This window comes from Streptomyces sp. NPDC003327, from assembly GCF_053589515.1.
In genome coordinates this window covers 24830-45675 of the sequence record NZ_JBSFSA010000037.1, presented here as the reverse complement: position 1 = coordinate 45675, position 20846 = coordinate 24830, and the positions used below count along the sequence as shown (strand labels likewise).

At 72.0% G+C, this 20846-nt stretch carries 24 protein-coding genes; 12 read left to right on the top strand and 12 right to left on the bottom strand.

What is annotated here, in order from left to right:
- Nucleotides 1–118: 118 nt before the first annotated feature.
- Both ACWDVG_RS24260 and ACWDVG_RS24255 read right to left on the bottom strand, forming a co-directional pair.
- The gene (locus tag ACWDVG_RS24260; RefSeq protein ID WP_451701755.1) at nucleotides 119–853 is read right to left on the bottom strand and encodes a DUF3558 family protein; all 735 of its coding nucleotides are present in this window, start codon (nucleotides 851–853) and stop codon (nucleotides 119–121) included.
- An 89-nt stretch (nucleotides 854–942) separates the two neighbouring features.
- Nucleotides 943–1863 carry a DUF3558 domain-containing protein gene (locus ACWDVG_RS24255; protein ID WP_451701753.1) on the bottom strand — a complete coding sequence of 307 codons (921 nt, stop codon included), beginning with the start codon at nucleotides 1861–1863 and terminating at the stop codon, nucleotides 943–945.
- Between the two features lie 174 nt (nucleotides 1864–2037).
- Here ACWDVG_RS24255 and ACWDVG_RS24250 point away from each other — a divergent pair, with 174 nt between their 5' ends.
- On the top strand, nucleotides 2038–3231 hold the full coding sequence (locus ACWDVG_RS24250; RefSeq protein ID WP_451701752.1) for an RtcB family protein: 1194 nt from the start codon (nucleotides 2038–2040) through the stop codon (nucleotides 3229–3231).
- Nucleotides 3232–3288: 57 nt separating this feature from the next.
- On the opposite strand, the gene ACWDVG_RS24245 is transcribed toward ACWDVG_RS24250, so the two are convergent.
- Together ACWDVG_RS24245 and ACWDVG_RS24240 are read right to left on the bottom strand one after the other, a co-directional pair.
- Nucleotides 3289–4095, bottom strand: coding sequence for a hypothetical protein (locus tag ACWDVG_RS24245; RefSeq protein ID WP_451701750.1), 807 nt, complete (start codon nucleotides 4093–4095; stop codon nucleotides 3289–3291).
- A 215-nt stretch (nucleotides 4096–4310) separates the two neighbouring features.
- The gene (locus ACWDVG_RS24240) at nucleotides 4311–5075 is read right to left on the bottom strand and encodes an SDR family NAD(P)-dependent oxidoreductase (protein ID WP_451701748.1); all 765 of its coding nucleotides are present in this window, start codon (nucleotides 5073–5075) and stop codon (nucleotides 4311–4313) included.
- A 102-nt stretch (nucleotides 5076–5177) separates the two neighbouring features.
- On the opposite strand from ACWDVG_RS24240, the gene ACWDVG_RS24235 reads away from it, so the two are divergent.
- The gene (locus ACWDVG_RS24235) at nucleotides 5178–5648 is read left to right on the top strand and encodes a hypothetical protein (RefSeq protein ID WP_451701746.1); all 471 of its coding nucleotides are present in this window, start codon (nucleotides 5178–5180) and stop codon (nucleotides 5646–5648) included.
- A 2-nt stretch (nucleotides 5649–5650) separates the two neighbouring features.
- Here the strand turns inward: ACWDVG_RS24235 and ACWDVG_RS24230 are convergent, their stop codons facing one another.
- Nucleotides 5651–7102, bottom strand: coding sequence for an FAD-dependent oxidoreductase (locus tag ACWDVG_RS24230; protein WP_451701744.1), 1452 nt, complete (start codon nucleotides 7100–7102; stop codon nucleotides 5651–5653).
- A 116-nt stretch (nucleotides 7103–7218) separates the two neighbouring features.
- Here ACWDVG_RS24230 and ACWDVG_RS24225 point away from each other — a divergent pair, with 116 nt between their 5' ends.
- Both ACWDVG_RS24225 and ACWDVG_RS24220 read left to right on the top strand, forming a co-directional pair.
- Nucleotides 7219–7779, top strand: a complete 561-nt coding sequence (locus ACWDVG_RS24225) for a TetR/AcrR family transcriptional regulator (protein WP_451701742.1) — start codon at nucleotides 7219–7221, stop codon at nucleotides 7777–7779.
- Between the two features lie 23 nt (nucleotides 7780–7802).
- Nucleotides 7803–8306 carry a MarR family winged helix-turn-helix transcriptional regulator gene (locus tag ACWDVG_RS24220; RefSeq protein ID WP_451701740.1) on the top strand — a complete coding sequence of 168 codons (504 nt, stop codon included), beginning with the start codon at nucleotides 7803–7805 and terminating at the stop codon, nucleotides 8304–8306.
- On the opposite strand, the gene ACWDVG_RS24215 is transcribed toward ACWDVG_RS24220, so the two are convergent.
- Together ACWDVG_RS24215 and ACWDVG_RS24210 are read right to left on the bottom strand one after the other, a co-directional pair.
- Entirely contained in the window at nucleotides 8303–9046 is a 744-nt protein-coding gene (locus ACWDVG_RS24215; protein ID WP_451701738.1) for a Mut7-C RNAse domain-containing protein, read from the bottom strand. The two genes, ACWDVG_RS24220 and ACWDVG_RS24215, sit on opposite strands and share 4 nt — an antisense overlap.
- A gap of 80 nt (nucleotides 9047–9126) precedes the next feature.
- Nucleotides 9127–9978 carry an NAD(P)H-binding protein gene (locus tag ACWDVG_RS24210; protein WP_451701736.1) on the bottom strand — a complete coding sequence of 284 codons (852 nt, stop codon included), beginning with the start codon at nucleotides 9976–9978 and terminating at the stop codon, nucleotides 9127–9129.
- 129 nt (nucleotides 9979–10107) lie between these two features.
- Here ACWDVG_RS24210 and ACWDVG_RS24205 point away from each other — a divergent pair, with 129 nt between their 5' ends.
- Nucleotides 10108–10557: a GNAT family N-acetyltransferase gene (locus ACWDVG_RS24205; protein WP_451701808.1), complete on the top strand. Its 450-nt coding sequence runs from the start codon at nucleotides 10108–10110 to the stop codon at nucleotides 10555–10557.
- Here the strand turns inward: ACWDVG_RS24205 and ACWDVG_RS24200 are convergent.
- Both ACWDVG_RS24200 and ACWDVG_RS24195 read right to left on the bottom strand, forming a co-directional pair.
- The gene (locus ACWDVG_RS24200; RefSeq protein ID WP_451701734.1) at nucleotides 10482–11099 is read right to left on the bottom strand and encodes a GNAT family N-acetyltransferase; all 618 of its coding nucleotides are present in this window, start codon (nucleotides 11097–11099) and stop codon (nucleotides 10482–10484) included. The genes ACWDVG_RS24205 and ACWDVG_RS24200 overlap by 76 nt on opposite strands.
- Before the next feature lie 14 nt (nucleotides 11100–11113).
- A complete protein-coding gene (locus ACWDVG_RS24195) occupies nucleotides 11114–11989 on the bottom strand; it encodes an AraC family transcriptional regulator (protein WP_451701733.1) in 876 nt (291 codons plus the stop codon).
- Nucleotides 11990–12230: 241 nt separating this feature from the next.
- Between ACWDVG_RS24195 and ACWDVG_RS24190 the strand changes: the two genes are divergently transcribed.
- Entirely contained in the window at nucleotides 12231–12749 is a 519-nt protein-coding gene (locus ACWDVG_RS24190) for a TIGR03086 family metal-binding protein (protein WP_451701806.1), read from the top strand.
- A 38-nt stretch (nucleotides 12750–12787) separates the two neighbouring features.
- Here the strand turns inward: ACWDVG_RS24190 and ACWDVG_RS24185 are convergent, their stop codons facing one another.
- Nucleotides 12788–13030 (bottom strand): hypothetical protein, encoded by a 243-nt coding sequence (locus ACWDVG_RS24185; RefSeq protein ID WP_451701732.1) that lies wholly within the window; start codon nucleotides 13028–13030, stop codon nucleotides 12788–12790.
- A 260-nt stretch (nucleotides 13031–13290) separates the two neighbouring features.
- Here ACWDVG_RS24185 and ACWDVG_RS24180 point away from each other — a divergent pair, with 260 nt between their 5' ends.
- Nucleotides 13291–14154 (top strand): ABC transporter substrate-binding protein, encoded by an 864-nt coding sequence (locus ACWDVG_RS24180; protein WP_451701731.1) that lies wholly within the window; start codon nucleotides 13291–13293, stop codon nucleotides 14152–14154.
- A gap of 80 nt (nucleotides 14155–14234) precedes the next feature.
- Here the strand turns inward: ACWDVG_RS24180 and ACWDVG_RS24175 are convergent, their stop codons facing one another.
- On the bottom strand, nucleotides 14235–14630 hold the full coding sequence (locus tag ACWDVG_RS24175) for a MerR family transcriptional regulator (RefSeq protein WP_451701805.1): 396 nt from the start codon (nucleotides 14628–14630) through the stop codon (nucleotides 14235–14237).
- A 244-nt stretch (nucleotides 14631–14874) separates the two neighbouring features.
- A complete protein-coding gene (locus tag ACWDVG_RS24170) occupies nucleotides 14875–15477 on the bottom strand; it encodes a hypothetical protein (protein WP_451701730.1) in 603 nt (200 codons plus the stop codon).
- A 149-nt stretch (nucleotides 15478–15626) separates the two neighbouring features.
- Between ACWDVG_RS24170 and hemL the strand changes: the two genes are divergently transcribed.
- The 5 genes from hemL to ACWDVG_RS24145 all read left to right on the top strand — a co-directional run bounded on the left by hemL (nucleotide 15627) and on the right by ACWDVG_RS24145 (nucleotide 20846).
- Entirely contained in the window at nucleotides 15627–17042 is a 1416-nt protein-coding gene (gene hemL / locus ACWDVG_RS24165) for a glutamate-1-semialdehyde 2,1-aminomutase (protein WP_451701727.1), read from the top strand.
- A gap of 152 nt (nucleotides 17043–17194) precedes the next feature.
- Nucleotides 17195–17842 (top strand): histidine phosphatase family protein, encoded by a 648-nt coding sequence (locus ACWDVG_RS24160; RefSeq protein WP_451701803.1) that lies wholly within the window; start codon nucleotides 17195–17197, stop codon nucleotides 17840–17842.
- A gap of 271 nt (nucleotides 17843–18113) precedes the next feature.
- Complete coding sequence (locus ACWDVG_RS24155; protein ID WP_451701725.1) at nucleotides 18114–19388, top strand: hypothetical protein; 1275 nt, start codon at nucleotides 18114–18116, stop codon at nucleotides 19386–19388.
- Nucleotides 19389–19465: 77 nt separating this feature from the next.
- Complete coding sequence (locus ACWDVG_RS24150) at nucleotides 19466–20104, top strand: TlpA family protein disulfide reductase (RefSeq protein WP_451701723.1); 639 nt, start codon at nucleotides 19466–19468, stop codon at nucleotides 20102–20104.
- A 4-nt stretch (nucleotides 20105–20108) separates the two neighbouring features.
- Nucleotides 20109–20846 (top strand): cytochrome c biogenesis CcdA family protein, encoded by a 738-nt coding sequence (locus tag ACWDVG_RS24145; protein ID WP_451701721.1) that lies wholly within the window; start codon nucleotides 20109–20111, stop codon nucleotides 20844–20846.

Sequence of the window (20846 nt, the reverse complement as noted above, 5' to 3'; positions counted from 1 at the left end):
CGCGACCCCTCCCGTCATTCGACATCCCGCGCGCACAGAGTGGCACATGTGAACGGAGCCCGGCCCTCTGGGGAGGAACGGGCTCCGTCCGGACGTGCCGGTCCGTGCGGGTTTGTGCCTACTTGTTGGCGGTGGCCACCGAGGCCACGGCCTCCTTGACGGCCTTCGCCGCCCCCTCCATGATCGACTTCTCGGTCGGCGTGGGGCCGCCCGCGTAACCGGCGCCGTTGTACGAGAGCAGGACCAGCACGTTGCCCGTACGCGCGACGATCGAGGCGTACACGAAGTCCTCGCCCGTCTTGTTCACCTGGTACGCCACGGCCTGCGCCTCGTCGCCGATGCCGGTCGGCGTCGTCGTGCGGAGCTTCTTCGCGCCGGGGGTCGCCCGGAGCTTCTCGATCTCCTTGGCGAGGTTCTCGTGCGCGCGCTCCTGGCCGCTGCCGAGGGAGGGGTCCGACTCGTAGCGGTAGAACGACACGTCGAGCCAGTGGTACTGCGAACCCTTGACGCCCTTGTCGTCCAGGCCGTTCCACGAGCAGCCGCCCCGGCTGCCGAGGTCCGAGGAGGCCGCCGGGGTGCCCTTCTTGTTCTTCGCCTTCGGCACCAGCGTGGTCGCCGTCTTCTCGGAGATCGACTTGCAGACCACCGGGAGCTTCGCGTACTTCGCGGGCTCGACCGTCGGCGTCGGGGTCGGCGTGGGCGTCGGCGTCGCGGAGGCCGAGCCCTTCTCCCCGCCCCCGGAGCCCGAGCCGCTGCCGCCGTCGGAGTCGGACGAGCAGCCTGCGACGACGAGCATCACGGGCACGGCTGCGCAGGCGAGTATGCGGGTGAGACGCGGGGCTGATCGCTGCATGGTTCCTTCAGTCGCTTGTCGTACGGTCCGGCGCGGGTAATCCGACACGTTACGGGGTCGCCCTCCGCTCACGGAGCGGAGCCGGTCGGCTACTCCTCTAGCCGCTCGGCGAGCAGCCGGGCCAGATTCCGGGCCTTGTCCTGCAGTTCCTTGCTGTCGGGGGCCTCCGCGGAGCCGGGGGTCCGCACCTCGTAGCGGATGGTCACGATGACGTTCGATGTGCGGAACACCACGCTGATCACCCGCTGGCGGCCGGTCGCGCCGACGTCGCCTAGGGCGTCGTCGAGGAACGCGATGTCGCCCGGGCCTTCGAGGACGCGGGGTTCGAGGCCGGTGGCGGAGGGGGTCGCGGTCGGCGTCGACGGGGCCGTGGCCGTGGTGCCGGTGGCCGGGGCGCCGGTCGCCGTGGCGCCGGTCGCCGTGGTCGTCGGCTTGTTGCCTGCGAGCTGCGCCGACGGGGGCGCGGCCGTCGCCGGCGCGGTCGTCGAGGGGGTGGCGGTCGGCGCGGTCGTCGGGGGGGTGGTCGGGGCCAGCGGGATGCCGGCGGCGGTCTGCTTGCCGCTGAACACCTCCTGGGCGCGGGCGTCGTCGCTGACGACCGGGTCGTACGACACGACCCGCTCGACGTCGAGGACGAGCCGGTGCGAGGCCTCGGGCGTGTCCGCCTTCCAGGAGCAGCCGACGCGGCGGTCCGTGTCGTACGTGACGGCGGCGGTGCCGCGGTACGCCTTGTCGCGCTCGGCGTCGGGGAGGGCGGCGGCGCCGGGGAGGAGGTCGCGCAGCGCGGTCTGCGGGACGGCGCCGCAGGGCTCGAAGAGCGTGCGGTAGCGGCCGGGCGGTGCGACGGGGGCGGCGGGGCCCGCCTTGGCGTCGACCGCGACGTCCTCGGTGGCGGCGCCGGCGGAGCAGCCGGTGAGGCCGGCCGTGAGCCCGAGCGCGAGGAGCGCGGCGGCGCGGGCGGTGGTCCCGACGTGCCCGGGGCGCCCGGGGGCGTACCTCTTTCGCTGCACGGTCTCAGGCTCCCTTCCGCCGGGGTCTCTCCCGAAAACTGTTTGCCGCGCGATCCCGGCTGGTGGACACAATGTCTATCGCACACGCAGCCGTTGATGCCGGTCCGCCGTCACCTGTACGGGCTTTGGCTCCGGTTTTTGCGTTATCAGACTTTTCGGGGGAATTGAGGAAGTATGTCGTACGTCGAGGTACCGGGCGCGAAGGTGCCCATCCGCATGTGGGCCGACCCTTCGACGGTGGAGGGCGGTGCCATGCAGCAGCTGCAGAACGTGGCGACGCTGCCGTGGATCAAGGGCCTGGCCGTGATGCCGGACGTGCACTACGGCAAGGGCGCGACGGTCGGCTCCGTGATCGCCATGCGGGACGCGGTCTGCCCGGCGGCGGTGGGCGTGGACATCGGCTGTGGCATGTCGGCGGTCAGGACCTCGCTGACCGCGAACGACCTCCCGGGTGACCTGTCGCGGCTCCGCTCGAAGATCGAGCAGGCCATCCCGGTGGGCCGCGGCATGCACCGCGAGGAGGTGGACCCTGGGCGGCTGTACGGGTTCCCCACGGCGGGGTGGGACGACTTCTGGTCGCGGTTCGACGGGATCGCAGAGTCGGTCAAGTTCCGTCGAGAACGTGCCGGACAGCAGATGGGAACGCTCGGAAGTGGAAACCACATGATCGAGGTCTGCCTTGATCAGTCAGGTGCGGTGTGGCTGATGCTGCACTCCGGTTCCCGCAACATCGGCAAGGAACTCGCCGAGCACCACATCGGCGTGGCCCAGAAGCTGCCGCACAACCAGGGCCTGGTGGACCGCGATCTGGCGGTGTTCGTCTCGGACACGCCTCAGATGGCGGCGTACCGCAACGATCTGTACTGGGCGCAGGAGTACGCGAAGTACAACCGCGCGATCATGATGGCGCTTCTGAAGGAAGTGATCCGCAAGGAGTTCCGTAAGGCGAAGGTGACCTTCGAGGACGAGATCTCGTGCCACCACAACTACGTGGCGGAGGAGCGGTACGAGGGCATGGACATGCTGGTCACACGTAAGGGAGCGATCAGGGCGGGCCGTGGGGAGTTCGGGATCATCCCGGGCTCGATGGGCACCAGCTCGTACATCGTGAAGGGGCTCGGGAACGAGAAGGCGTTCAACTCCGCCTCGCACGGCGCCGGGCGGAGGATGAGCCGGAGCGCTGCGAAGCGGCGCTTCACCCTGCGGGACCTGGAGGAGCAGACCCGGGGCGTGGAGTGCCGTAAGGACTCCGGCGTCATCGATGAGATTCCCGGCGCCTACAAGCCGATCGAGCAGGTGATGGACCAGCAGCGGGACCTCGTCGAGGTGGTCGCCAAGCTCAAGCAGTTCATCTGTGTGAAGGGCTGACGCCCGCGCGGGCAGCATCCGGCACCGGTAGCGGAGCCGGATGCTGCCCGGTCGGGGTTATGAGCGGTGTGGTGCCCCCGACGAGTCGGTGCCGTTGCGGAGACGCCACCGCCGTACCTGACAGCTCGCAAGGGACCGACCGAGCTCTGCGGCCGCGTCGGCTAGTACCGGTGCCGCGAGCAGGATTCGGTCGTCGTCGGCGGTCCAGCGCTTTTGGGGTGGCCGCACCTTCATTCCTGGCGGACGTACCCACGCGGAGAGGGAGGCGGCGGCACTTTGCTTGCGCTCCAGGGCGAGGCAACCGGGGTAGTAGAGGTGCTCGGCCAGACGAACGGCCGCTTCCTTCGTGTAGAGGATGTTGTAGATACCGTCGCGGGTGTTCCGCGCGATCTGGCGTTCGGCGCCGGTGCCCTTCTTCGCGTAATGGCAGAGGTACGCGCCGATCGCGGTGCTCGCCGTGGTGAGGGAGATGAAGGGATAGCCCTGGCCGGTGAAGCCGACCGAGCCGTCCGCGTCGATGACGCCGCGAAGGTAGTCGGGGCGGGAGAACGGCACGCGTGGCGGCGTGATCTTCATGGACTTCTTGCCGTACGGCAGCCCCAGCTGGTTGAGGATGGTGCGGGCTTCGAGAGCGCAGAGGGTCCAGATGGCCGAGTGATGGCTCGGCGAGAAGTTCGTGGACCTCGTGCGTTCAGAAATGCTGCTGATGTACGGAGTCAGGCGCTGGAACTCGCGGAGAATGCCGATGTCCCGCCCGCCGATCTCGACACGCAGGCGCCCCCGCCTGCGTGTCCCGTGCCCCAGGTGCCCGTCGGCCTGCAGAAAGCCGAACATGTAGGCGTATTCGGGGTTCTCGAGGTCCATGAAGGGCGGCGAGGCGGGTGTGAGGGCGCTGATGTCGAACAGCGCGGGCGCGCTAGGGCCTGTTCAGCCGTGGGAAGTTGCGTCTTCCTTCTGGTGAGGCCCTCGGCCGGGACTGCAATCCCTGCCGAGGGCCGTTTCTGTATGGAGTTGTCTTGGACGCTAGGGCGCCTTTTCGCTTGACGTGCGGGTGATCGGGAGGGTTCACCCGGAAGGGTTCACAGCTCGCGGTGGACCTTGGTGTTGGAGGCCTGGGCGCGGGGGCGGACGACCAGGAGGTCGATGTTGACGTGCGGGGGGCGGGTGCAGGCCCAGGTGATGGTGTCGGCGACGTCGTCGGCGGTGAGGGGGGCCGCGACGCCCGCGTAGACCTTGGCCGCCTTGTCGGTGTCGCCGCGGAAGCGGGTGGTGGCGAACTCGTCGGTCTTGACCATGCCGGGGGCGATCTCGATGACGCGGACCGGGGTGCCGACGATCTCCAGGCGGAGGGTTTCGGCCAGGACGCGGGCGCCGTTCTTGGCGGCGACGTAGCCCGCGCCGCCCTCGTACGTGGCGTGGGCGGCGGTCGAGGAGAGGACGACGACCGTGCCGTCGCCGCTCGCGGTGAGGGCGGGGAGCAGGGCCTGCGTCATGTTCAGGGTGCCGATGACGTTGACCTCGTACATGCGGCGCCAGTCGTCGGGATCGCCGGTGGCGACGGGGTCGGCGCCGAGGGCGCCGCCGGCGTTGTTGACGAGGACGGCGAGGGAGCGGAAGGCGGTCGCGAACTCGTCGACGGCGGCCCGGTCGGTGACGTCGAGGGCGTAGGCGGTGGCCTGGTGGCCGGCGTCGTTGATCTCGGCGGCCAGGGCCTCGATGCGGTCCTTGCGGCGGGCGGTGAGCACCACGCGGTAGCCGGCGGCGGCCAGCTGTCGGGCGGTGGCGGCGCCGATGCCGCTGCTCGCTCCGGTGACGACGGCGATGGGGGTGCCGGGGCCGGTCATGACGTGCTCCTCGTGCAAGTGGTCGATAGCAGCGGATGCTATCGGGACACGCTGACTGATGGGTTGTCAGAATATGTGACGATCCATGGGTATTTTTGGCTTATGTCTGTCATGCGGAACGGTGTGCTCGCGGTCGGCCTTGCGGCCGCCGTGGTGATGGGTGCGGGCGGAAGTGCCGGTGCCGTGGAGGTCGAGGCGGATCTGTCCCACCACGGTCACCTCTCGCTCTGGGACGGTCGGCTCGGGGTCTGGCTGGTGAGCGAGAACCACGGTCCCGCCCATCTCCCGCAGGCGACGGTCCGGCTGGCCTTCTCGGAGCCCATGGCGGGCGGGCAGGAGCTGCCGCCCGCCTGTCTGTGGAGCAGTGACCGGGTCGTCTCCTGCCGGACGGGTGAGCTGCGGGTGGCCGGCGGAGTGGGGGAGCTGGCGCTCGACCTGCGGACGGCGGGGTCGCCGGACGAGTTGACGGTGGAGATCAGTACGGCGTGGCGGGACGGGGCTCTCGACTCCAACGCGCGGAACGACCGGCATCGGGTGCTGGTCCTCGCCACCGGTGATCCCTACGTCTTCTGAGGTCATCGGCTCGTGGCGTAGACGTATCCGTCGGGGCGGACGAGCACGGTGGTGCGGCGGGTCGGGTCCGTCCAGGTGGCCCGGACGAGGTGCTCGGGGCTGACGGGGGCGTCGGCGGGCAGGGGCGGCCGGGTGCCTTCGGGGGCGATCTGGACGAACCGGCCGCTGCGCAGCAGCTCGTGGAGGCGTCCTTCGCGCAGGGTGACGTCGGGGGCGCGTCGGCCCGAGGGGCGCTTCTGGCCGGGGGCGGGGGCGTAGGCGACGGCGAGGCCGCTGAGCTGGCCGAGGGCGCGGTCGGAGGCGGGGCGGACGTGGCCGAGGAAGCCGGCGGCGAGGGTGCGGGCGGCGCGGGTGAGGGTGGTGTGGGCCATGGCGAGGCGGACGATGGCGCCGCTGCTGCGCAGGACGGTGGCGCCGACGGGGTGGCGCTCGGAGTGGTAGGTGTCGAGGAGCTCTTCGGGGGCGGGGGCGTCGCCGCGGAGGACGGCGGTGAGCTTCCAGGAGAGGTTGGCGGCGTCCTGGAGTCCGGTGTTCATGCCCTGGCCGCCGGCGGGGGAGTGGACGTGGGCGGCGTCGCCGGCGAGGAAGACGCGGCCGACGCGGTAGGCGGGGGCCTGGCGTTCGTCGCTGTGGAAGCGGGAGATCCAGCGGGCGTCGTGCATGCCGTAGTCGCTGCCGAGGGCCTGGCGGGCGATCTCGCGGACCTCGTCGAGGTCGACGGGGGCGCTGTCGGGGACCTGGTGGTTGCGGTTCCAGCCCATGACGCGGTACCAGCCGTCGCCGAAGGGGGCGAGGAAGGCGAAGGTCTCGCCGTTGCCGCTGACGGTGAGCTGTTCGGCGGGCTCCTCGGCGAGGCGGACGTCGGCGAGGACCAGGGAGCGGATGACGGAGACGCCGGGGAAGGGCAGTCCGAGGGCGGAGCGGACGGAGCTGCGGATGCCGTCGGTGCCGACGAGGTAGCGGGCGCGGAGGGTCCGGGGGGTGCCGTCGGGGCCGGTGAGGGTGGCGGTGACGGTGTCGGTGTCCTGGTGGAGCGCGCGCAGTTCGGTCTCGTCGTGGAAGGTGACGCCCGCGTCGGCCGCGCGGCGCTGGAGGAGGCGCTCGACCTCGTACTGGGGGGTGATGAGCAGGTGGTTGAAGCGGGACGGCAGTCGGGTGAGGTCGAGGGCGAGCCGGCCGAAGAGGCGCATGCGGGTGAGGGTGGTGCCGGTGGCCAGGAGTTCGTCGGCGAGGCCGCGGGCGTCGAGCTGTTCGAGGGTGCGGGCGTGGACGCCGAAGGCGCGGGTGATGTTGGCGCGGGCGGGCGGGCGGCGTTCGACGAGGGTGACGGCGATGCCGGCGGCGGCGAGGTCGCCCGCGAGGAGCAGTCCGGTGGGTCCGGCGCCCACGACGAGGACGTCGGTGTCGGCGGGGGGCGTGGTGGCGGTGCTGTCCGTCGCGCGGTGCGTGCTCATGGCTGCCTCCGAGGGGTGCCCGCTTGGTCGGCCAACGGTTGTTGGTCAACGCTTGTTGGCAACTGTAGGCCTGGGTCGGCTGGAGTGTCAACGTCTGTTGGCCTACAGTTGTTGGTATGACGACCGCACGCCGTTCCGACACCACCCGCTCCGCGATCCTGGAGGCCGCCCGCGAGCGCTTCGCCGCCGACGGGTACGAGCGCGCCACCATCCGGGCCATCGCGCGCGACGCGGGGATCGACCCGTCGATGGTGATGCGCTACTACGGCAACAAGGAGGGGCTGTTCGCCGCCGCCTCCTCCATCGAGCTGGCCCTGCCCGACCTGGGCGGACTGCCCGCACGGCACGTCGGGCCGGTCCTGGTCGGGCACTTCCTGGACCGCTGGGAGCGCGACGAGGTGCTGACCGGGCTCCTGCGGGTCGGAGTCACCAACGAGGCCGGCGCCGAGCGCATGCGGGCGATCTTCGCCGAGCAGCTCGGACCGGTCGCCCGGGGTGTCTGCCCCCGCCCCGAGGACGCGCCGCGCCGGGCCGGGCTCGTCGCCTCCCAGATCCTCGGTATGGCGCTCGCCCGCTATGTGCTGCGGCTCCCGCCGGTCGTGGAGATGACGCGGGACGAGATCGTGGCCTGGCTGGGCCCGACGGTGCAGCGCTATCTGACCGCCGACGCCGCCTGACCTCTGCTCCGTACACTTTCTGCATGCCGCAGAAGAGTTCCGCCCGGCGCGAGGCGCTGATGACCGAGCTGTACGGGGAGGCCCGCCGCTACATGGCCGCCTACGCCCTGTTCAACCAGGCCGTCGCCGACCATCTGGGGCTCCACCCGACCGACGTGCAGTGTCTGAACCTGCTCAGCCTGGAGACGGAGCCGGTGACCACCGGACGGGTCGCCGAGCTGACCGGGCTCACCACCGGCTCCGCGACCCGGCTCGTCGACCGTCTGGAACGCGCCGGGTACGTCACCCGGGAGCGGGACACGACGGACCGGCGCCGGGTCCTGGTGGCGCTCGTGCCCGAACGGATGGCGGAACTCGGCGCCTTCTGGCGGCGGCTCAACGGGACCTGGGGCGCGATGTTCGACGCCTACAGCGACGCCGAGGTGGCCCTGCTCATCGCCCACATGCGACGCACGGTCGAGGTCTCCGCCGTCCAGATCGAGCGGCTGCGCGACGGCCTGACCGACGAGACGCCTCCCGGTCGCTAGCCCCGGTGGACCGGGGCGCCGCCGAACTCGCGGACGGCGTCGGAGACGATCGCCTCCAGGCGTGAGTGGTGGGCGCCCCGCCAGTAGACGCGGCCGCACGCCACGCACTGCGCGAACACGTCGTACGTCTTCTCCGTGCCCTGCTCCAGGCGCTCGCGCACCGCGTCCTTGTCGGCCTCGGTCAGCTCGCCGTTGCACGCCGTGCACCGGGTCCAGGGGGCGAGCGGCGGAGCGAACCGCTCCAGGACGTCGCGGAGCTGGTCGTCGGGCCGGTCGCTGTAGACGTAGGCACCGGCCCACAGCTCGCGGCGGCGCAGCAGTCCCCGGTCCCGGGAGAGCATGACGCGCTGCTCGCGGGCGGAGAGGGCGGCCAGCGCCGGGTCGCCGATGTCCTCGCTCTCGTAGGCCGCGTCGACGCCGAGCAGGCGCAGACGGCGGGCCAGGGTGCCGAGGTGGACGTCCAGCAGGAAGCGGAGCGGGGCGCCGGGCACCGGCTGGGGCCGCGTCACTCCCTCCACCTCGACCGTCTCGCCCGCCACCGGGACGTGCGAGACGTCGACCGGCCGCCCGTCGACCAGCAGGCGTCCGGCCTCGGTGAGGGGCACGCCCAGGGACTCCACGACGTGCCCGAGCGAGGACATGCCGTCGGTCGTCACGGGGGTGCGCCCCGAGCGTCGCTCCGCCGAGACGAAGAGCCGCAGGCCGGGGGCGAAGCTGATCTGGATCTCCGGTCCGTTCACGGGGACAGGATGGCACCGCGGCGGGGCCGTCGGCCAGGCAATTCGGCGGCAGGGGGACCGTCGGCCGCCGGGCCTGCGCCTCAGGATCTGAAGGCGTCCGCGTGGTCGGCGGCCCATTCGGCGAAGGTGCGGGCCGGGTGGCCCGTCAGCTCCTCCACGGTGGAGGTGACCGGCGTCGGCCGGCCGTCGTGGGAGGCCCAGTGGGCGAGGAGCGCGTCCGCGAAGGGCTCGGGCATGACGTCCCGGACCGAGGACTTCCACTCCTCCGGGGTGACCGCGGTGTGGGGGAGGGGCCGCCCGGCCGCGGCCGACAGGATCGTCAGCTGCTCGGTGAAGGTCAGCGACTCGGGGCCCGTCAGCAGATACGAGGAGCCGCGCAGCCGCGGCTCGGTGAGCACCGCGAAAGCGGCCTCCGCGACATCCCGCTCGTGGATCGGATCGCCGTAGGAGCCGGGGTAGGGCAGTTCGAGCGGTCGTCCGGAACGGAGTGCCCACGCCCACGCCAGGGCGTTGGTGGCGAAGGCGCCCGGCTGGAGGTGGGTGGCCTCGAACGCGCCGGCCGCGGCGGCCGCGGCCAGGGCGCGCTCGGCCGCCAGGTGCGAGGCGGCGATGGGGTTCTCCGCGGCGTCCGGTGCGAGGACCGAGCTGGAGGAGAGCAGCACGACGTGGCCGACGCCGGCGGCTCGGGCGCGCTCGGCGAACGTCTCGGCGTGCGACGCCTCGGCGTACAGGAAGACGGAGTCCACCCCGGACAGGGCGGCGTCGAAGCTCGCCGGGTCGGAGAGGTCGCAGCGGACGGTGTCGACCCCGTCGGGTGGTGAGAGGTCCGCGGGGTTCCTGGAGCCGGCCGCGGTCTTGATGCCCGCGGCGGAGAGGAGGTCGAGCAGGGTGGTGGCGACGCGGCCGCGGCTGCCGGTGACGAGAACGGTCATGACGGACCCCTTCGAGTGGGAGAGCTGATGACATATGCTGCACAGAGAAGAATCTGTGTCACGCAGATAAATATCCGCGAGGAGCCGTCGGCCGTCAACCCGGAGATCACCCTGAGATACCGTCCCGCCATGAAGCTCATCGACCTCGCGCCCGGCGACCCCCGGCTGGAGACCGATCTCCTCCCGGTCCTCGTCGAACTCCGCCCCCACCTCACCCCGGAACTCTTCCGCGAGGTCTACGAGCGCGGCCACGCACAGGGCCTGCGCTTCACCGCCGCCTACACCGACGACGGCCGCTGCGTCGGCGCCGCCGGGTGGCGGATCATCGACAACACCAGCTCCCTGCGGAAGCTCTACGTCGACGACCTGGTGACCGCCGCGGCCGAGCGCTCCACCGGCGTCGGGCACGCCCTCGTCGCCCACCTGGAGGGCCACGCCCGCGCCGCCGACTGCCACGAACTCAACCTGGACTCCGGCACCCATCGCACCGGAGCCCACCGCTTCTACCTGCGCGAGCGCTTCGACATCGTGGCCTTCCACTTCACCCGGCCGCTCATCGCCGCCCCCGACGAGGTCTGACCCGCGAGGGGGCCCTCCCCGCCGAGGTCGAGCCGCCAGTCGTTGCACCGCATCGGCCGGCCCGGCGGGTACTCGAAACCGCGCTCCCCGACCAGCTCGAACCCCGCCTTCCGGCACACCGCGTTCGACGCGGCGTTCCCCACCGACGGGAACGCGTGCAGACGGCGGCGCAGGCCGGTCTCCCGCGCCGCGGCCGCCACCGCGCGCGTGGCTGCCGTCGCCACGCCCCGGCCCCGGAAGCCGGGCAGCACCGACCAGCCCGTCTCGTACACCTCCTCGCCCTCCCAGGTCCGCGCCCAGAAGCCGATGCTGCCCGCCACGGTCTCCTCCGGCAGCAAAACGATCCGGAACATGCGCCCCGCACCCGTCCCGTCCGCGCTCAGCTCCACGTACCGCCTGTGGCGCCGGGCGAGCTGCTCCTCGGTCTCCTGGCCGCCGAGGTGCGCCGTCGACTCCGGTGAGTTCAGGGCCCGCAGCAGCTCCGCGTCACCCTCGGACCAGGCTTCCAGGCGCACGGGCGGGGATGTGGTGTCGTCGTCCATGACCGCACCGTAGGTCAGGGCACCGACAGGCCCCGCGCGTACGCCGTCGGCGAGAGGCCGATCGTCGCCGTGAAGTCCCGTACGAGATGGGCCTGGTCGCTGTAGCCCAGGTCGGCCGCGAGACCCGCCCAGTCCGTGGTGTCGCCGTCCTCCGCGGAGCCGGCGCGCTCCAGCGCCTCGTGGATGCGGTAGCGCAGGACGACCCACTTCGGGCCCACGCCCACGTGGGTCGCGAAGAGCCGCTGGAGCGAACGGGCCGGGAGACCGGAGGCGGCGCAGAGCGCGGCGACCCGGCGGATCGTGCGGTCCGTCCGGATCAGCTGCACCAGCTCCATCGCCTGCTCGGCCACCGGGTCGACGACGGGACCGCGGGCGAGGAGGAAGGCGTCGAGGGCCGCCACGCGCGCGTGGTCGGCGTCCGGGTCCAGCACCGCCGCGAGGGCGCCCCCGTCCGCGTCGGCCCCCGGGAAGACCTCGGCGAGCGGGACCCGGCGGTCCGTCCACGCCGAGACCGGCCGCGCGGGCGCGAACGGCCGGAAGCCGCCGGGCCGGAACTGCACGCCGCAGACCCGGCCGCGGCCCGACAACCTCTTCGTGAACAGCCCGAGCCCGACCCCCGCGACCTCCGCCGAGGCCCCGGGGCCGGGGCCGTACCGCTGGAAGACGACGTTCACCGACGGATGCGGGAGGACGTGGGTCGCGTACGGCTCCGAGAGCTCCCAGTCGATCAGCCAGTAGTGCTCCAGGTACGGCCGCAGCTCCGGCGCCACCGGAGCATGGCGGCGGAAACGGACGCGGGCGAGCAGTTCCGCCGGGTCGACGATGCCCCGGGTGTCCCGGCGCGGACCCGGGCCGAAGGCGGGGGCGGGGAAGGAGGCGGCAGCGGGCATGCCCGCATGCTAGGCCCGCTCGCTCCAGGACCCCGCGCGCCGTCTCCGGGCCCTCTTCGCGCCGTCTCCGGGCCGTCTCAGGGGCGGATCAGGGTCCGGATCGGGGGCGTGGCGCGTTTCTTCAAGACGCGGGCGGGGAGGCTCCCTAGCGTCAGCCCATGACCTACGACAACCAGCCCAGCCGGCCCGACCAGCCCCGCGTCGGCGAGCTGCTCCGCATCGCGGCCGCCCACGCCACCCCCTGATCGACTCGACCGAGGACACCTCGCTCGGCGCGCCCACCCCCTGCGCCGAGTACGACGTCCGCGACCTGCTCAACCACCTCTTCGCCGTCGTCGTGAACTTCCAGGCGCTCGCGGCCAAGCAGCCGGCCGACTTCTCCGACACCCCCGACCGTCTCGCCGACCCCGCGTGGCGCGAGCGGTTCGCGGACGAGACACGGAAGCTGGTCGCCGCCTGGTCGGCACCCGGCGCCGACGAGGGCACCACCGGAGCCATGGAGCTGCCCGCGCGGACGGTCGGGGCGATGGTCCTGCTCGACCTCACCGTGCACGCGTGGGACCTCGCCCGCGCCACCGGGCGTCCCTTCGAGCCGGACCCGGCGGTCGTGGCCGGGCTCCTGGAGGAGGTGGAGCGGATGGCGCCCATGGCCCGCTCGATGAAGGTCTTCGGGGAGGTCGTCGAGACGCCCGCCGACGCCACCGCGTTCGAGCGGCTGCTCACCACCACCGGGCGCGACCCGCGCGCCTGGACCGGCTGAGGCACCCCGGCCCCGTGCCCCCGGGTCTTCCGCGGGCCTCAGCGCGGGCGGCCCGCCGAACCCGGCGACAGACGGGCGGCGACCTGGCCGAAGGCCCGCTCCTCGGCGGGGGTCAGGGGGACCGATTCCTGGGGGTGCCAGACGCGCTCCAGCGGCGTGGCCGACCCCGCGCGGCGGGCGCGGGCGCGCAGGCCGAAGGCCAGCCACACCGTCGCGGAGACGGCGAGGAGGCCGAAGAGCGTGATGACCCGGGGATCCGAGAACTGGCCGGGCAAGGACATGGCTCACTCCAGGGCGTGAGGGCCGCGACACGGGACGCCCTGGCAGGGGCGCGCCGGGGACGGCGGCGCTGACGATTCCTACTGCTTCCTCCCGACGCGTTCAGTTAACACCACCCTGGGGGACTTTCGGCAGGGGGCCCGGAGGGCGAAAGTCCCGGAGGGACGGTTCTCCACAGGGGCGACAGGCCCTCTTGTGCGGGCCGGGGAACCACTCCAAGGTGGCGGAAGAGGCAGATTCCGGCCGGGGAGGGGGCAGTCGCATGTCCGGAACGCAGGCATGGGGGTTCGGCGACGACAGGGGGGTGCGGGCGGGGGCGGCGCGCGTGCCGGAGCGCGTGGTCGCGTACGTACGGGCCGGGGCGGCCCTGCTCGACCTGGGGGTGACACCGGTCGCCGTGTACGGATCGGGACACGACGGCGAGGGGCTGGATCCGGCCAAGGCGGGCGGGCTCGCGGAAGCGGGCGTCCCGTACCTCGGACCCGGGCGGAGCCTCGACGAGAGCGCCCTGCGGGAGCTGCGCCCGGAGCTGGTCGTGGACGTGACGTACGACGGGAAGAGTCCGTACGCGCTGGACGAGGCGGTCGCCGAGCGCCTCGGGGTGCCGCTCGTCGCCCTCTCGGTCGGCAACGAGTCGCCCCTGACCGCGATCCTCGACCGCTTCGCCGAGCTGGCCGGGACGCTGGGCGGCGCGGCGGCGCCGACCGCGGGCCCGGGCTCCGCGCCGGCGGACGCCGAGGCCGCGCTCAGGGCGACGGCCACCGGGCCCGGGGCCGGAACCCGGGTCCTCGCGCTCTCCGGGGCGGGCCCCGACCAGGTGCACCTCGCCCGGCCAGAGGCCTGGCCCGAACTGGTCCGGCTCGCCGCACTCGGCGTCCGGCTGGTCGACCCGGGACCCGGGACCGGCGCGAGCTGGCTCACGGCCGACTGGGAGCGCGCCGCCGAACTCGGAGCGGACCTCGTGCTCTTCGACGACCGGACCAACGCCGTCCCGCCGACCGAGGTGCCCGGCGCGCTGCCGGCCGCCGTCCGGCTCGCCCCCTGGAGCCCCGAGACCCCGCCCAGCGCCGCCGCGTACGCCCGCTTCTTCCGGGACCTGGCGACCGCCCTGACCCCCGAGCCCTGACCAGGGCCCCGCCCCCCGAGCCCTGACCAGGCCCTGACCCCCGACCCCCGCCCCCGACCCCCGGCCCGCCCGCCGAGTGCCTACGCGCCCGTCAGGCAGGAGCGGAGGGAGGAGGCGAACTCCTCGGCGCGGGTGAGCTGGGCGCGGAGTTCGGCGACCCGTTCGGCCGCGGCCTCCTCGTAGCGGCGGATGCGGGAGACGATCGCGTCGCGTTCCGGCGGGGTGAGCTCCGTGTCCGAGCCCGGCCGGTCGGCGGCGAGGCGGTCGACGGCCGTGAGGAGCTCGCGGGTCTCCTCCAGCGTGAAGCCGAGCGGCTTCATGCGGCGGATCACCATCAGCCGGGACACGTCCGCGTCCGTGTAGAGCGGGAAACCGCCCGGGGAGGCCGCGGACGGCACGACCAGGCCGCTGTCCTCGTACTGCCGGATGGTGCGGAGGGGCAGCTCCGTCCGCGCCGCGACCTCGGCGATCTGCAGGGGCTCGCCCGCCGGGCGCGGGCGGCGCCCGCCCTCATGAACCGCTCCCCGCCCTGCTGCTTGTGCTCCGCTCACGGCCTCGGTTCCTTCCGCGCTCCGTGCACACACCCGTGCACACACCCGTGCACACACACCCGTGCATACATACCTTTTGTCCGTACTTCATCATCGATGAGCGCCGGACATGCGGCGAAACGCGGCGAGACACGGCGAAGCACCGCGAAACGTGGCGAAGCGCGGAACCTCAGGGCCAGACCAGGCAGTACGGCTGGTGTCCCGCCTCGTGGAGGCGGACGGAGAAGTCCTGCCACTCGTGCAGCAGCTGGTAGACGTCGAAGGCGTCGCGCGGCCCGCCCCGGTCCGGGACCGTGGACCAGATGAAGGCGGCGGCGCCGACCGACTCCTCGCCGATGCCGCGCAGCGGGTCGACCACCGTCATCGGCAGCTTCACCACCGCGTAGTCCGGGTGCAGGACGACCAGTTCCAGCGGGGGCACCTTGTGCAGGGGCATGCCCTGGATGCCCGTCAGGACCATCGCCGCTATCGTCTCCGGCTTGATCTTGGTGAACATGCCGCCCATGCCGAGCTCGTCACCGCCGAGCTCCTCCGGGCGCATCGAGATCGGGACCTGGGCCGCCGTCGCGCTGTTGGGCGCGCCGAAGTACTTGTACGTCACCCCCAAGCTCCGGCCCCCGCCCGTCGGAGCGGCGTCCGCCACGGGGTCGGGGGTCGCCCGGCTCTCCGCGGGTGCCGGCTCCTCCGTGCGCCGGCGCCGGTGCCTCCCCCGCCGGGAAGGCCCAGGACCCAGGTCGTCCGTCCCCTCGCCCGGTCCGCCACCGCGATGCATATCTCCACCCGACTGCTTTTTCTCGGCAACACGACCCCGCCGCGCAACCCGATCATCGTGTCAGTGACCTCCCCCACGTTCGTACGGTGAAACACCTGTCCGCAAGAACGTCGTGGCCTCTGACACCATGGATTCCGTGAGCCATCCCTATGACGCCCCAGTTTCGCAGACGCGGAGGACAGACGCCCCGGCGTAATTCACAGGGTGCCCACACCGTCCCTCCGTATCAGACGTCGTACTCGCAGGTCAGGATCACTGTGTCGTATTCATACGAAGCCCCAGTCTCACAGACGCTTTTCGACCGCGCTTCCGTTGTGACGCCCGGCGGCGTGAACTCACCGGTCCGCGCCTTCCGGGCCGTGGGCGGAACGCCCCGTTTCATGGTGTCCGGTACCGGTCCGTACCTCACCGATGCGGACGGTCGCGAGTACGTCGACCTCGTCTGCTCGTGGGGACCGATGATCCTCGGCCACGCGCACCCCGAGGTGACCGCCGCGGTGCAGGCCGCGGTGGCCCGTGGCACCTCCTTCGGCACGCCCGGCGAGGGCGAGGTGGCGCTCGCCGAGGAGATCGTGGGCCGGATCGAGCCCGTCGAACAGGTGCGGCTCGTCTCCTCCGGCACCGAGGCGACCATGTCGGCGATCCGGCTGGCCCGCGGTTTCACCGGGCGCGCCAAGGTCGTCAAGTTCGCCGGCTGCTACCACGGCCACGTGGACGCGCTGCTCGCCGCGGCCGGTTCCGGCGTGGCGACCTTCGGGCTGCCCGACACGCCCGGCGTGACGGGCGCGCAGGCGGGCGACACGATCGTGCTGCCCTACAACGACCTGGAGGCGGTCCGGGCGGCGTTCGCCGCGCACCCGGGCGAGATCGCGTGCGTGATCACGGAGGCCTCGCCGGGCAACATGGGCGTCGTCCCGCCGGTGGCCGGTTTCAACCAGGGCCTGGCGGACCTGTGCCGGGAGAACGGCGCGCTGTACATCTCCGACGAGGTGATGACCGGATTCCGCACCTCGCGGGCCGGATGGTACGGCGTCGACGGCGTGAAGCCCGACCTGATGACCTTCGGCAAGGTCATGGGCGGCGGCTTCCCGGCGGCGGCGTTCGGCGGCCGCGCCGACGTCATGGGGCACCTGGCCCCGGCCGGCCCGGTCTACCAGGCGGGCACGCTGTCCGGTAACCCGATCGCGACGGCCGCGGGGCTCGCGCAGCTGCGGCTGCTCGACGACGCGGCGTACGCGAAGGTCGACGCGGTCTCGAAGGAGATCCAGGGCCTGGTGACGGGCGCGCTCGCCAAGGAGGGCGTGGCACACCGGCTCCAGACGGCGTCGAACATGTTCTCGGTGTTCTTCACCGCCGACGAGGTGCGGAACTACGACGACGCGAAGAAGCAGGAGGCGTTCCGCTTCAACGCGTTCTTCCACTCGATGCTGGCCGACGGGGTCTACCTGCCGCCGTCCGCCTTCGAGTCCTGGTTCGTGTCGACGGCGCACGACGAGCGCGCGGTCGAGCGGATCGCCGCCGCCCTGCCGGCCGCCGCCCGCGCCGCCGCGGAGGCCACGGCATGAGCACCGACGCGAGGAACGCCGACGCGAGGAACGCCGATCCCGCGAGCGTCGACCCCACGGATGTCGACCCCACGAGCGTCGACCCGACGCGCAGCGACGCCAGGGAGAAGGCCGGGGCGAAGAGTCCGGACGACGTCACCGTCGTCCACCTGATGCGGCACGGCGAGGTGCACAACCCGGACGGCGTGCTGTACGGCCGCCGGGCCGGCTACCACCTCTCCGAGCTGGGCCGGCAGATGGCGGACCGGGTCGCCGAGCACCTGGCGGGCCGGGACATCACGTACGTCGTCGCCTCCCCGCTGGAGCGGGCGCAGGAGACGGCGACGCCGATCGCCGCGTCCCACGACCTGGAGCTCGCGACCGACGAGCGGCTCATCGAGGCGGGCAACGTCTTCGAGGGCAAGACGTTCGGCGTCGGCGACGGCGCGCTGCGCAAGCCGGGCAACTGGAAGCACCTGACCAACCCGTTCCAGCCGTCCTGGGGCGAGCCGTACGTCGAGCAGGTCGTCCGGATGATGGGCGCGCTGGACGCGGCGAAGGACGCGGCGCGCGGCCACGAGGCGGTCTGTGTCAGCCACCAGCTGCCGATCTGGATCGTCCGCAGCTTCGTGGAGAAGCGGCGGCTCTGGCACGATCCGCGGCGGCGCCAGTGCACGCTCGCCTCGCTGACCTCGTTCACGTACCGCGGTGACCGGATCGTCTCGGTCGGGTACAGCGAGCCCGCGCTCGACCTGGTGCCGGTGCACCTGCGGGCGGGCGCGAAGCCCGTGAAGGGCAAGGCGAAGGCCTTCGGCGCCTGACCCCGCCCCGGCGCCTGACCCCGCCCCGCGGCCCCTCCAAGGTCCGGCCGGGCACCCCGTCCCGGCCGACCCACGCGCGCCCGAGGGACGCGCCCCCTGGACAGGGGGCGCCCGGCCCTCCACAGTTCAGGGCGATCGAAAGACACACACGACTTTCGATCGCCCTGAAATTTTTGTGCGAGTGACCGGAACCTCCGTGTTCATCCCCGCATCTCACTCATTGTCGGTTTGGATGACGTTTCGGTCATACGTCAGCGCGAATGGGGATGTCATGCGCGGGATCAGTCGAAGGGGCCTTCTCGGAGCGGGTGTCGGTGCGGCCGCCGCACTCGGAATCGCCGGGTGCGGAACAGGCGAAGGGGACAAAAAGGGAACTTCCGGACCCGGCAAGGGTGGTGACGCCGGGACGCAGAACCCCACGACGCCCGCCCCGACCAAGGACGACGCCAAGCTCATCGGTGACGGTTCCACCGCCGACACCGGCAAGCAGCCCCACCAGCCCGACGCCCCGGTCCCGCTCGAACCCGGCCAGACCCCGCCGCAGTTCGTCGTCTTCTCCTGGGACGGCGCCGGAGAGGTCGGCAACGGCCTCTTCCCCCGCTTCCTGGAACTCGCCAAGAACCACGACGCGGCCATGACGTTCTTCCTCTCCGGGATCTACCTCCTCCCCGAGTCCAAGAAGAACCTCTACCACCCCCCGAACAACCGCGTCGGCGCCTCCGACATCGGCTACCTCACCGACGACCACATCAAGGACACCCTGAAGTACGTCCGCCAGGCCTGGCTCGAGGGCCACGAGATCGGCACCCACTTCAACGGGCACTTCTGCGGCGGCTCCGGCTCCGTCGGGAACTGGACCCCGGCGCAGTGGCAGAGCGAGATCGACCAGGCGGTGAAGTTCGTCACCGAGTGGAAGACCAACAGCGGCTGGACCGACCTCGACCCGCTGCCCTTCGACTACTCCAAGGAGCTCGTCGGCGGCCGCACCCCCTGCCTCCTCGGCCAGGACAACCTGCTGCCCACCGCCAAGCGGCTCGGCTGGCGCTACGACGCCAGCTCGCCCGGCGGCCGCCAGGTCTGGCCCGTCAAGCGCCAGGGCATCTGGGACCTGCCCCTCCAGGCCGTCCCGTTCCCCGGGCACTCCTTCGAGGTCCTGTCCATGGACTACAACATCCTCGCCAACCAGTCGCAGAACACGACGAAGGGCATGCCGTCCCGCTACCCGGGCTGGCGCAAGCAGGCCACCGACGCCCTCGTCGCCGGCTTCCGGCGGGCGTACGAGACGAACCGCGCGCCGTTCTTCGTCGGCAACCACTTCGAGCAGTGGAACGGCGGCATCTACATGGACGCCGTCGAGGAGGCCCTCAAGCACATGGCCGGGAAGAAGGACGTGAGGCTCGTCTCCTTCCGCCAGTTCACCGACTGGCTGGACGTCCAGGACCCGAAGATCCTCGCCAAGCTCCGTACCCTGGAGGTCGGTCAGAACCCGGCCGGCGGCTGGAACGGCTTCCTCACCCCCGCCGCCACCGGAACCCCCGCCGCTTAGCCGATCTTGACAACGGGCGTTACGGGCACGTAGGGGGGTGCCCAAGATCCCCCAAACGCCCATGCGAAACTTTTCACATGAGCCTTAGCCGTGCCCCTCGACGCACCCGACGCACCCGGCGGAGCCAGAGCACCCGGCGCACCCTGGTCGCCGTCGGAGCGCTGTCCGCCGCCCTCGCGCTCTCCGCGTGCGGCGGCGACGGCAACGGCACCTCCGGCGGCGGCAACACCAACTACGTCACCAGCAAGGGCGGCATCTCCACCGTCGCCAAGGGCGAGCGCGAGTCGATCAACCAGATCGCCGGCGAGACCCTCGACGGGGAGCGGCTCGACGTCGCCGACCTCAAGGGCAAGGTCGTCGTGCTCAACGCCTGGGGCTCCTGGTGCGGCCCCTGCCGCGCCGAGGCCTCGCACTTCGCCAAGGTCGCCAACGACCTCAAGGGCGAGGACGTGGCGTTCGTCGGCCTCAACACCCGCGACGCCAACAAGCAGCAGGCGCTCACCTTCGAAGAGGACTACCAGGTCCCCTACCCGAGCCTCTACGACCCACAGGGCAAGCTGATCCTCTTCGGCTTCCCCAAGGGCACCCTGAGCCTCCAGGGCATCCCCTCCACCGTCGTCCTCGACAAGGAGGGCAAGATCGCCGCCCGCGCGCTCATGGCGATCGACGAGGGCAAGCTCCGTTCGATGATCGAGCCGCTCCTCAAGGAGAAGTGAGCCCGTGAACGAGACGGTCACCAGCGGCGCCCTGCTGCTCGCCGTACCCGTCGCCGTCCTCGGCGGCCTGGTCTCCTTCTTCTCGCCCTGCGTGCTGCCGCTCGTCCCCGGCTACCTCTCGTACGTCACCGGCGTCACCGGCACCGACCTCGCCGAGAGCCGCCGCGGCCGGATGACCGCGGGCGCCGCCCTCTTCGTCCTCGGCTTCACCGCCGTCTTCGTCTCCGGCGGCGCGCTCTTCGGCTACTTCGGCTCGACGCTCCAGGAGTACCGCGAGACCCTCACCACCGTCCTCGGCGTGGTCATGGTCCTCATGGGCGTCTTCTTCCTCGGCCTCATGCCCTGGTTCACCCAGCGCGAGTTCCGCTTCCACCGCAAGCCCGTCGCCGGACTCGTCGGCGCCCCGCTGCTCGGCGCGCTCTTCGGCATCGGCTGGACGCCGTGCATCGGCCCGACCCTCGCCTCGGTGAACGCGCTCGCCCTGGAGCAGGCCAGCGCCGGACGCGGGGCGCTGCTCGCCTTCGCGTACTGCCTGGGCCTCGGCGTGCCCTTCGTCCTCGCCGCCATAGCCTTCCGCAAGGCGCTCGGCGCCTTCGGCTGGGTCAAGAAGCACTACGTGTGGGTGATGAGGATCGGCGGCGGCATGATGATCGTCACCGGCGTCCTGCTCCTCACAGGCGCCTGGGACAGCATGGTCGCCACGATGCAGGGCTGGTCCAACGGTTTCACGGTGGGGATCTGA

Coding starts and splice junctions, on each gene's coding strand:
- ACWDVG_RS24260 (WP_451701755.1), bottom strand. CDS start 853: ATGCAGCGATCAGCCCCGCGTCTCACCCGCATACTCGCCTGCGCAGCC.
- ACWDVG_RS24250 (WP_451701752.1), top strand. CDS start 2,038: ATGTCGTACGTCGAGGTACCGGGCGCGAAGGTGCCCATCCGCATGTGG.
- ACWDVG_RS24245 (WP_451701750.1), bottom strand. CDS start 4,095: ATGGACCTCGAGAACCCCGAATACGCCTACATGTTCGGCTTTCTGCAG.
- ACWDVG_RS24240 (WP_451701748.1), bottom strand. CDS start 5,075: ATGACCGGCCCCGGCACCCCCATCGCCGTCGTCACCGGAGCGAGCAGC.
- ACWDVG_RS24235 (WP_451701746.1), top strand. CDS start 5,178: ATGTCTGTCATGCGGAACGGTGTGCTCGCGGTCGGCCTTGCGGCCGCC.
- ACWDVG_RS24230 (WP_451701744.1), bottom strand. CDS start 7,102: ATGAGCACGCACCGCGCGACGGACAGCACCGCCACCACGCCCCCCGCC.
- ACWDVG_RS24225 (WP_451701742.1), top strand. CDS start 7,219: ATGACGACCGCACGCCGTTCCGACACCACCCGCTCCGCGATCCTGGAG.
- ACWDVG_RS24220 (WP_451701740.1), top strand. CDS start 7,803: ATGCCGCAGAAGAGTTCCGCCCGGCGCGAGGCGCTGATGACCGAGCTG.
- ACWDVG_RS24210 (WP_451701736.1), bottom strand. CDS start 9,978: ATGACCGTTCTCGTCACCGGCAGCCGCGGCCGCGTCGCCACCACCCTG.
- ACWDVG_RS24205 (WP_451701808.1), top strand. CDS start 10,108: ATGAAGCTCATCGACCTCGCGCCCGGCGACCCCCGGCTGGAGACCGAT.
- ACWDVG_RS24200 (WP_451701734.1), bottom strand. CDS start 11,099: ATGGACGACGACACCACATCCCCGCCCGTGCGCCTGGAAGCCTGGTCC.
- ACWDVG_RS24195 (WP_451701733.1), bottom strand. CDS start 11,989: ATGCCCGCTGCCGCCTCCTTCCCCGCCCCCGCCTTCGGCCCGGGTCCG.
- ACWDVG_RS24185 (WP_451701732.1), bottom strand. CDS start 13,030: ATGTCCTTGCCCGGCCAGTTCTCGGATCCCCGGGTCATCACGCTCTTC.
- ACWDVG_RS24180 (WP_451701731.1), top strand. CDS start 13,291: ATGTCCGGAACGCAGGCATGGGGGTTCGGCGACGACAGGGGGGTGCGG.
- ACWDVG_RS24170 (WP_451701730.1), bottom strand. CDS start 15,477: ATGCATCGCGGTGGCGGACCGGGCGAGGGGACGGACGACCTGGGTCCT.
- hemL (WP_451701727.1), top strand. CDS start 15,627: ATGACGCCCCAGTTTCGCAGACGCGGAGGACAGACGCCCCGGCGTAAT.
- ACWDVG_RS24160 (WP_451701803.1), top strand. CDS start 17,195: ATGCGGCACGGCGAGGTGCACAACCCGGACGGCGTGCTGTACGGCCGC.
- ACWDVG_RS24155 (WP_451701725.1), top strand. CDS start 18,114: ATGCGCGGGATCAGTCGAAGGGGCCTTCTCGGAGCGGGTGTCGGTGCG.
- ACWDVG_RS24150 (WP_451701723.1), top strand. CDS start 19,466: ATGAGCCTTAGCCGTGCCCCTCGACGCACCCGACGCACCCGGCGGAGC.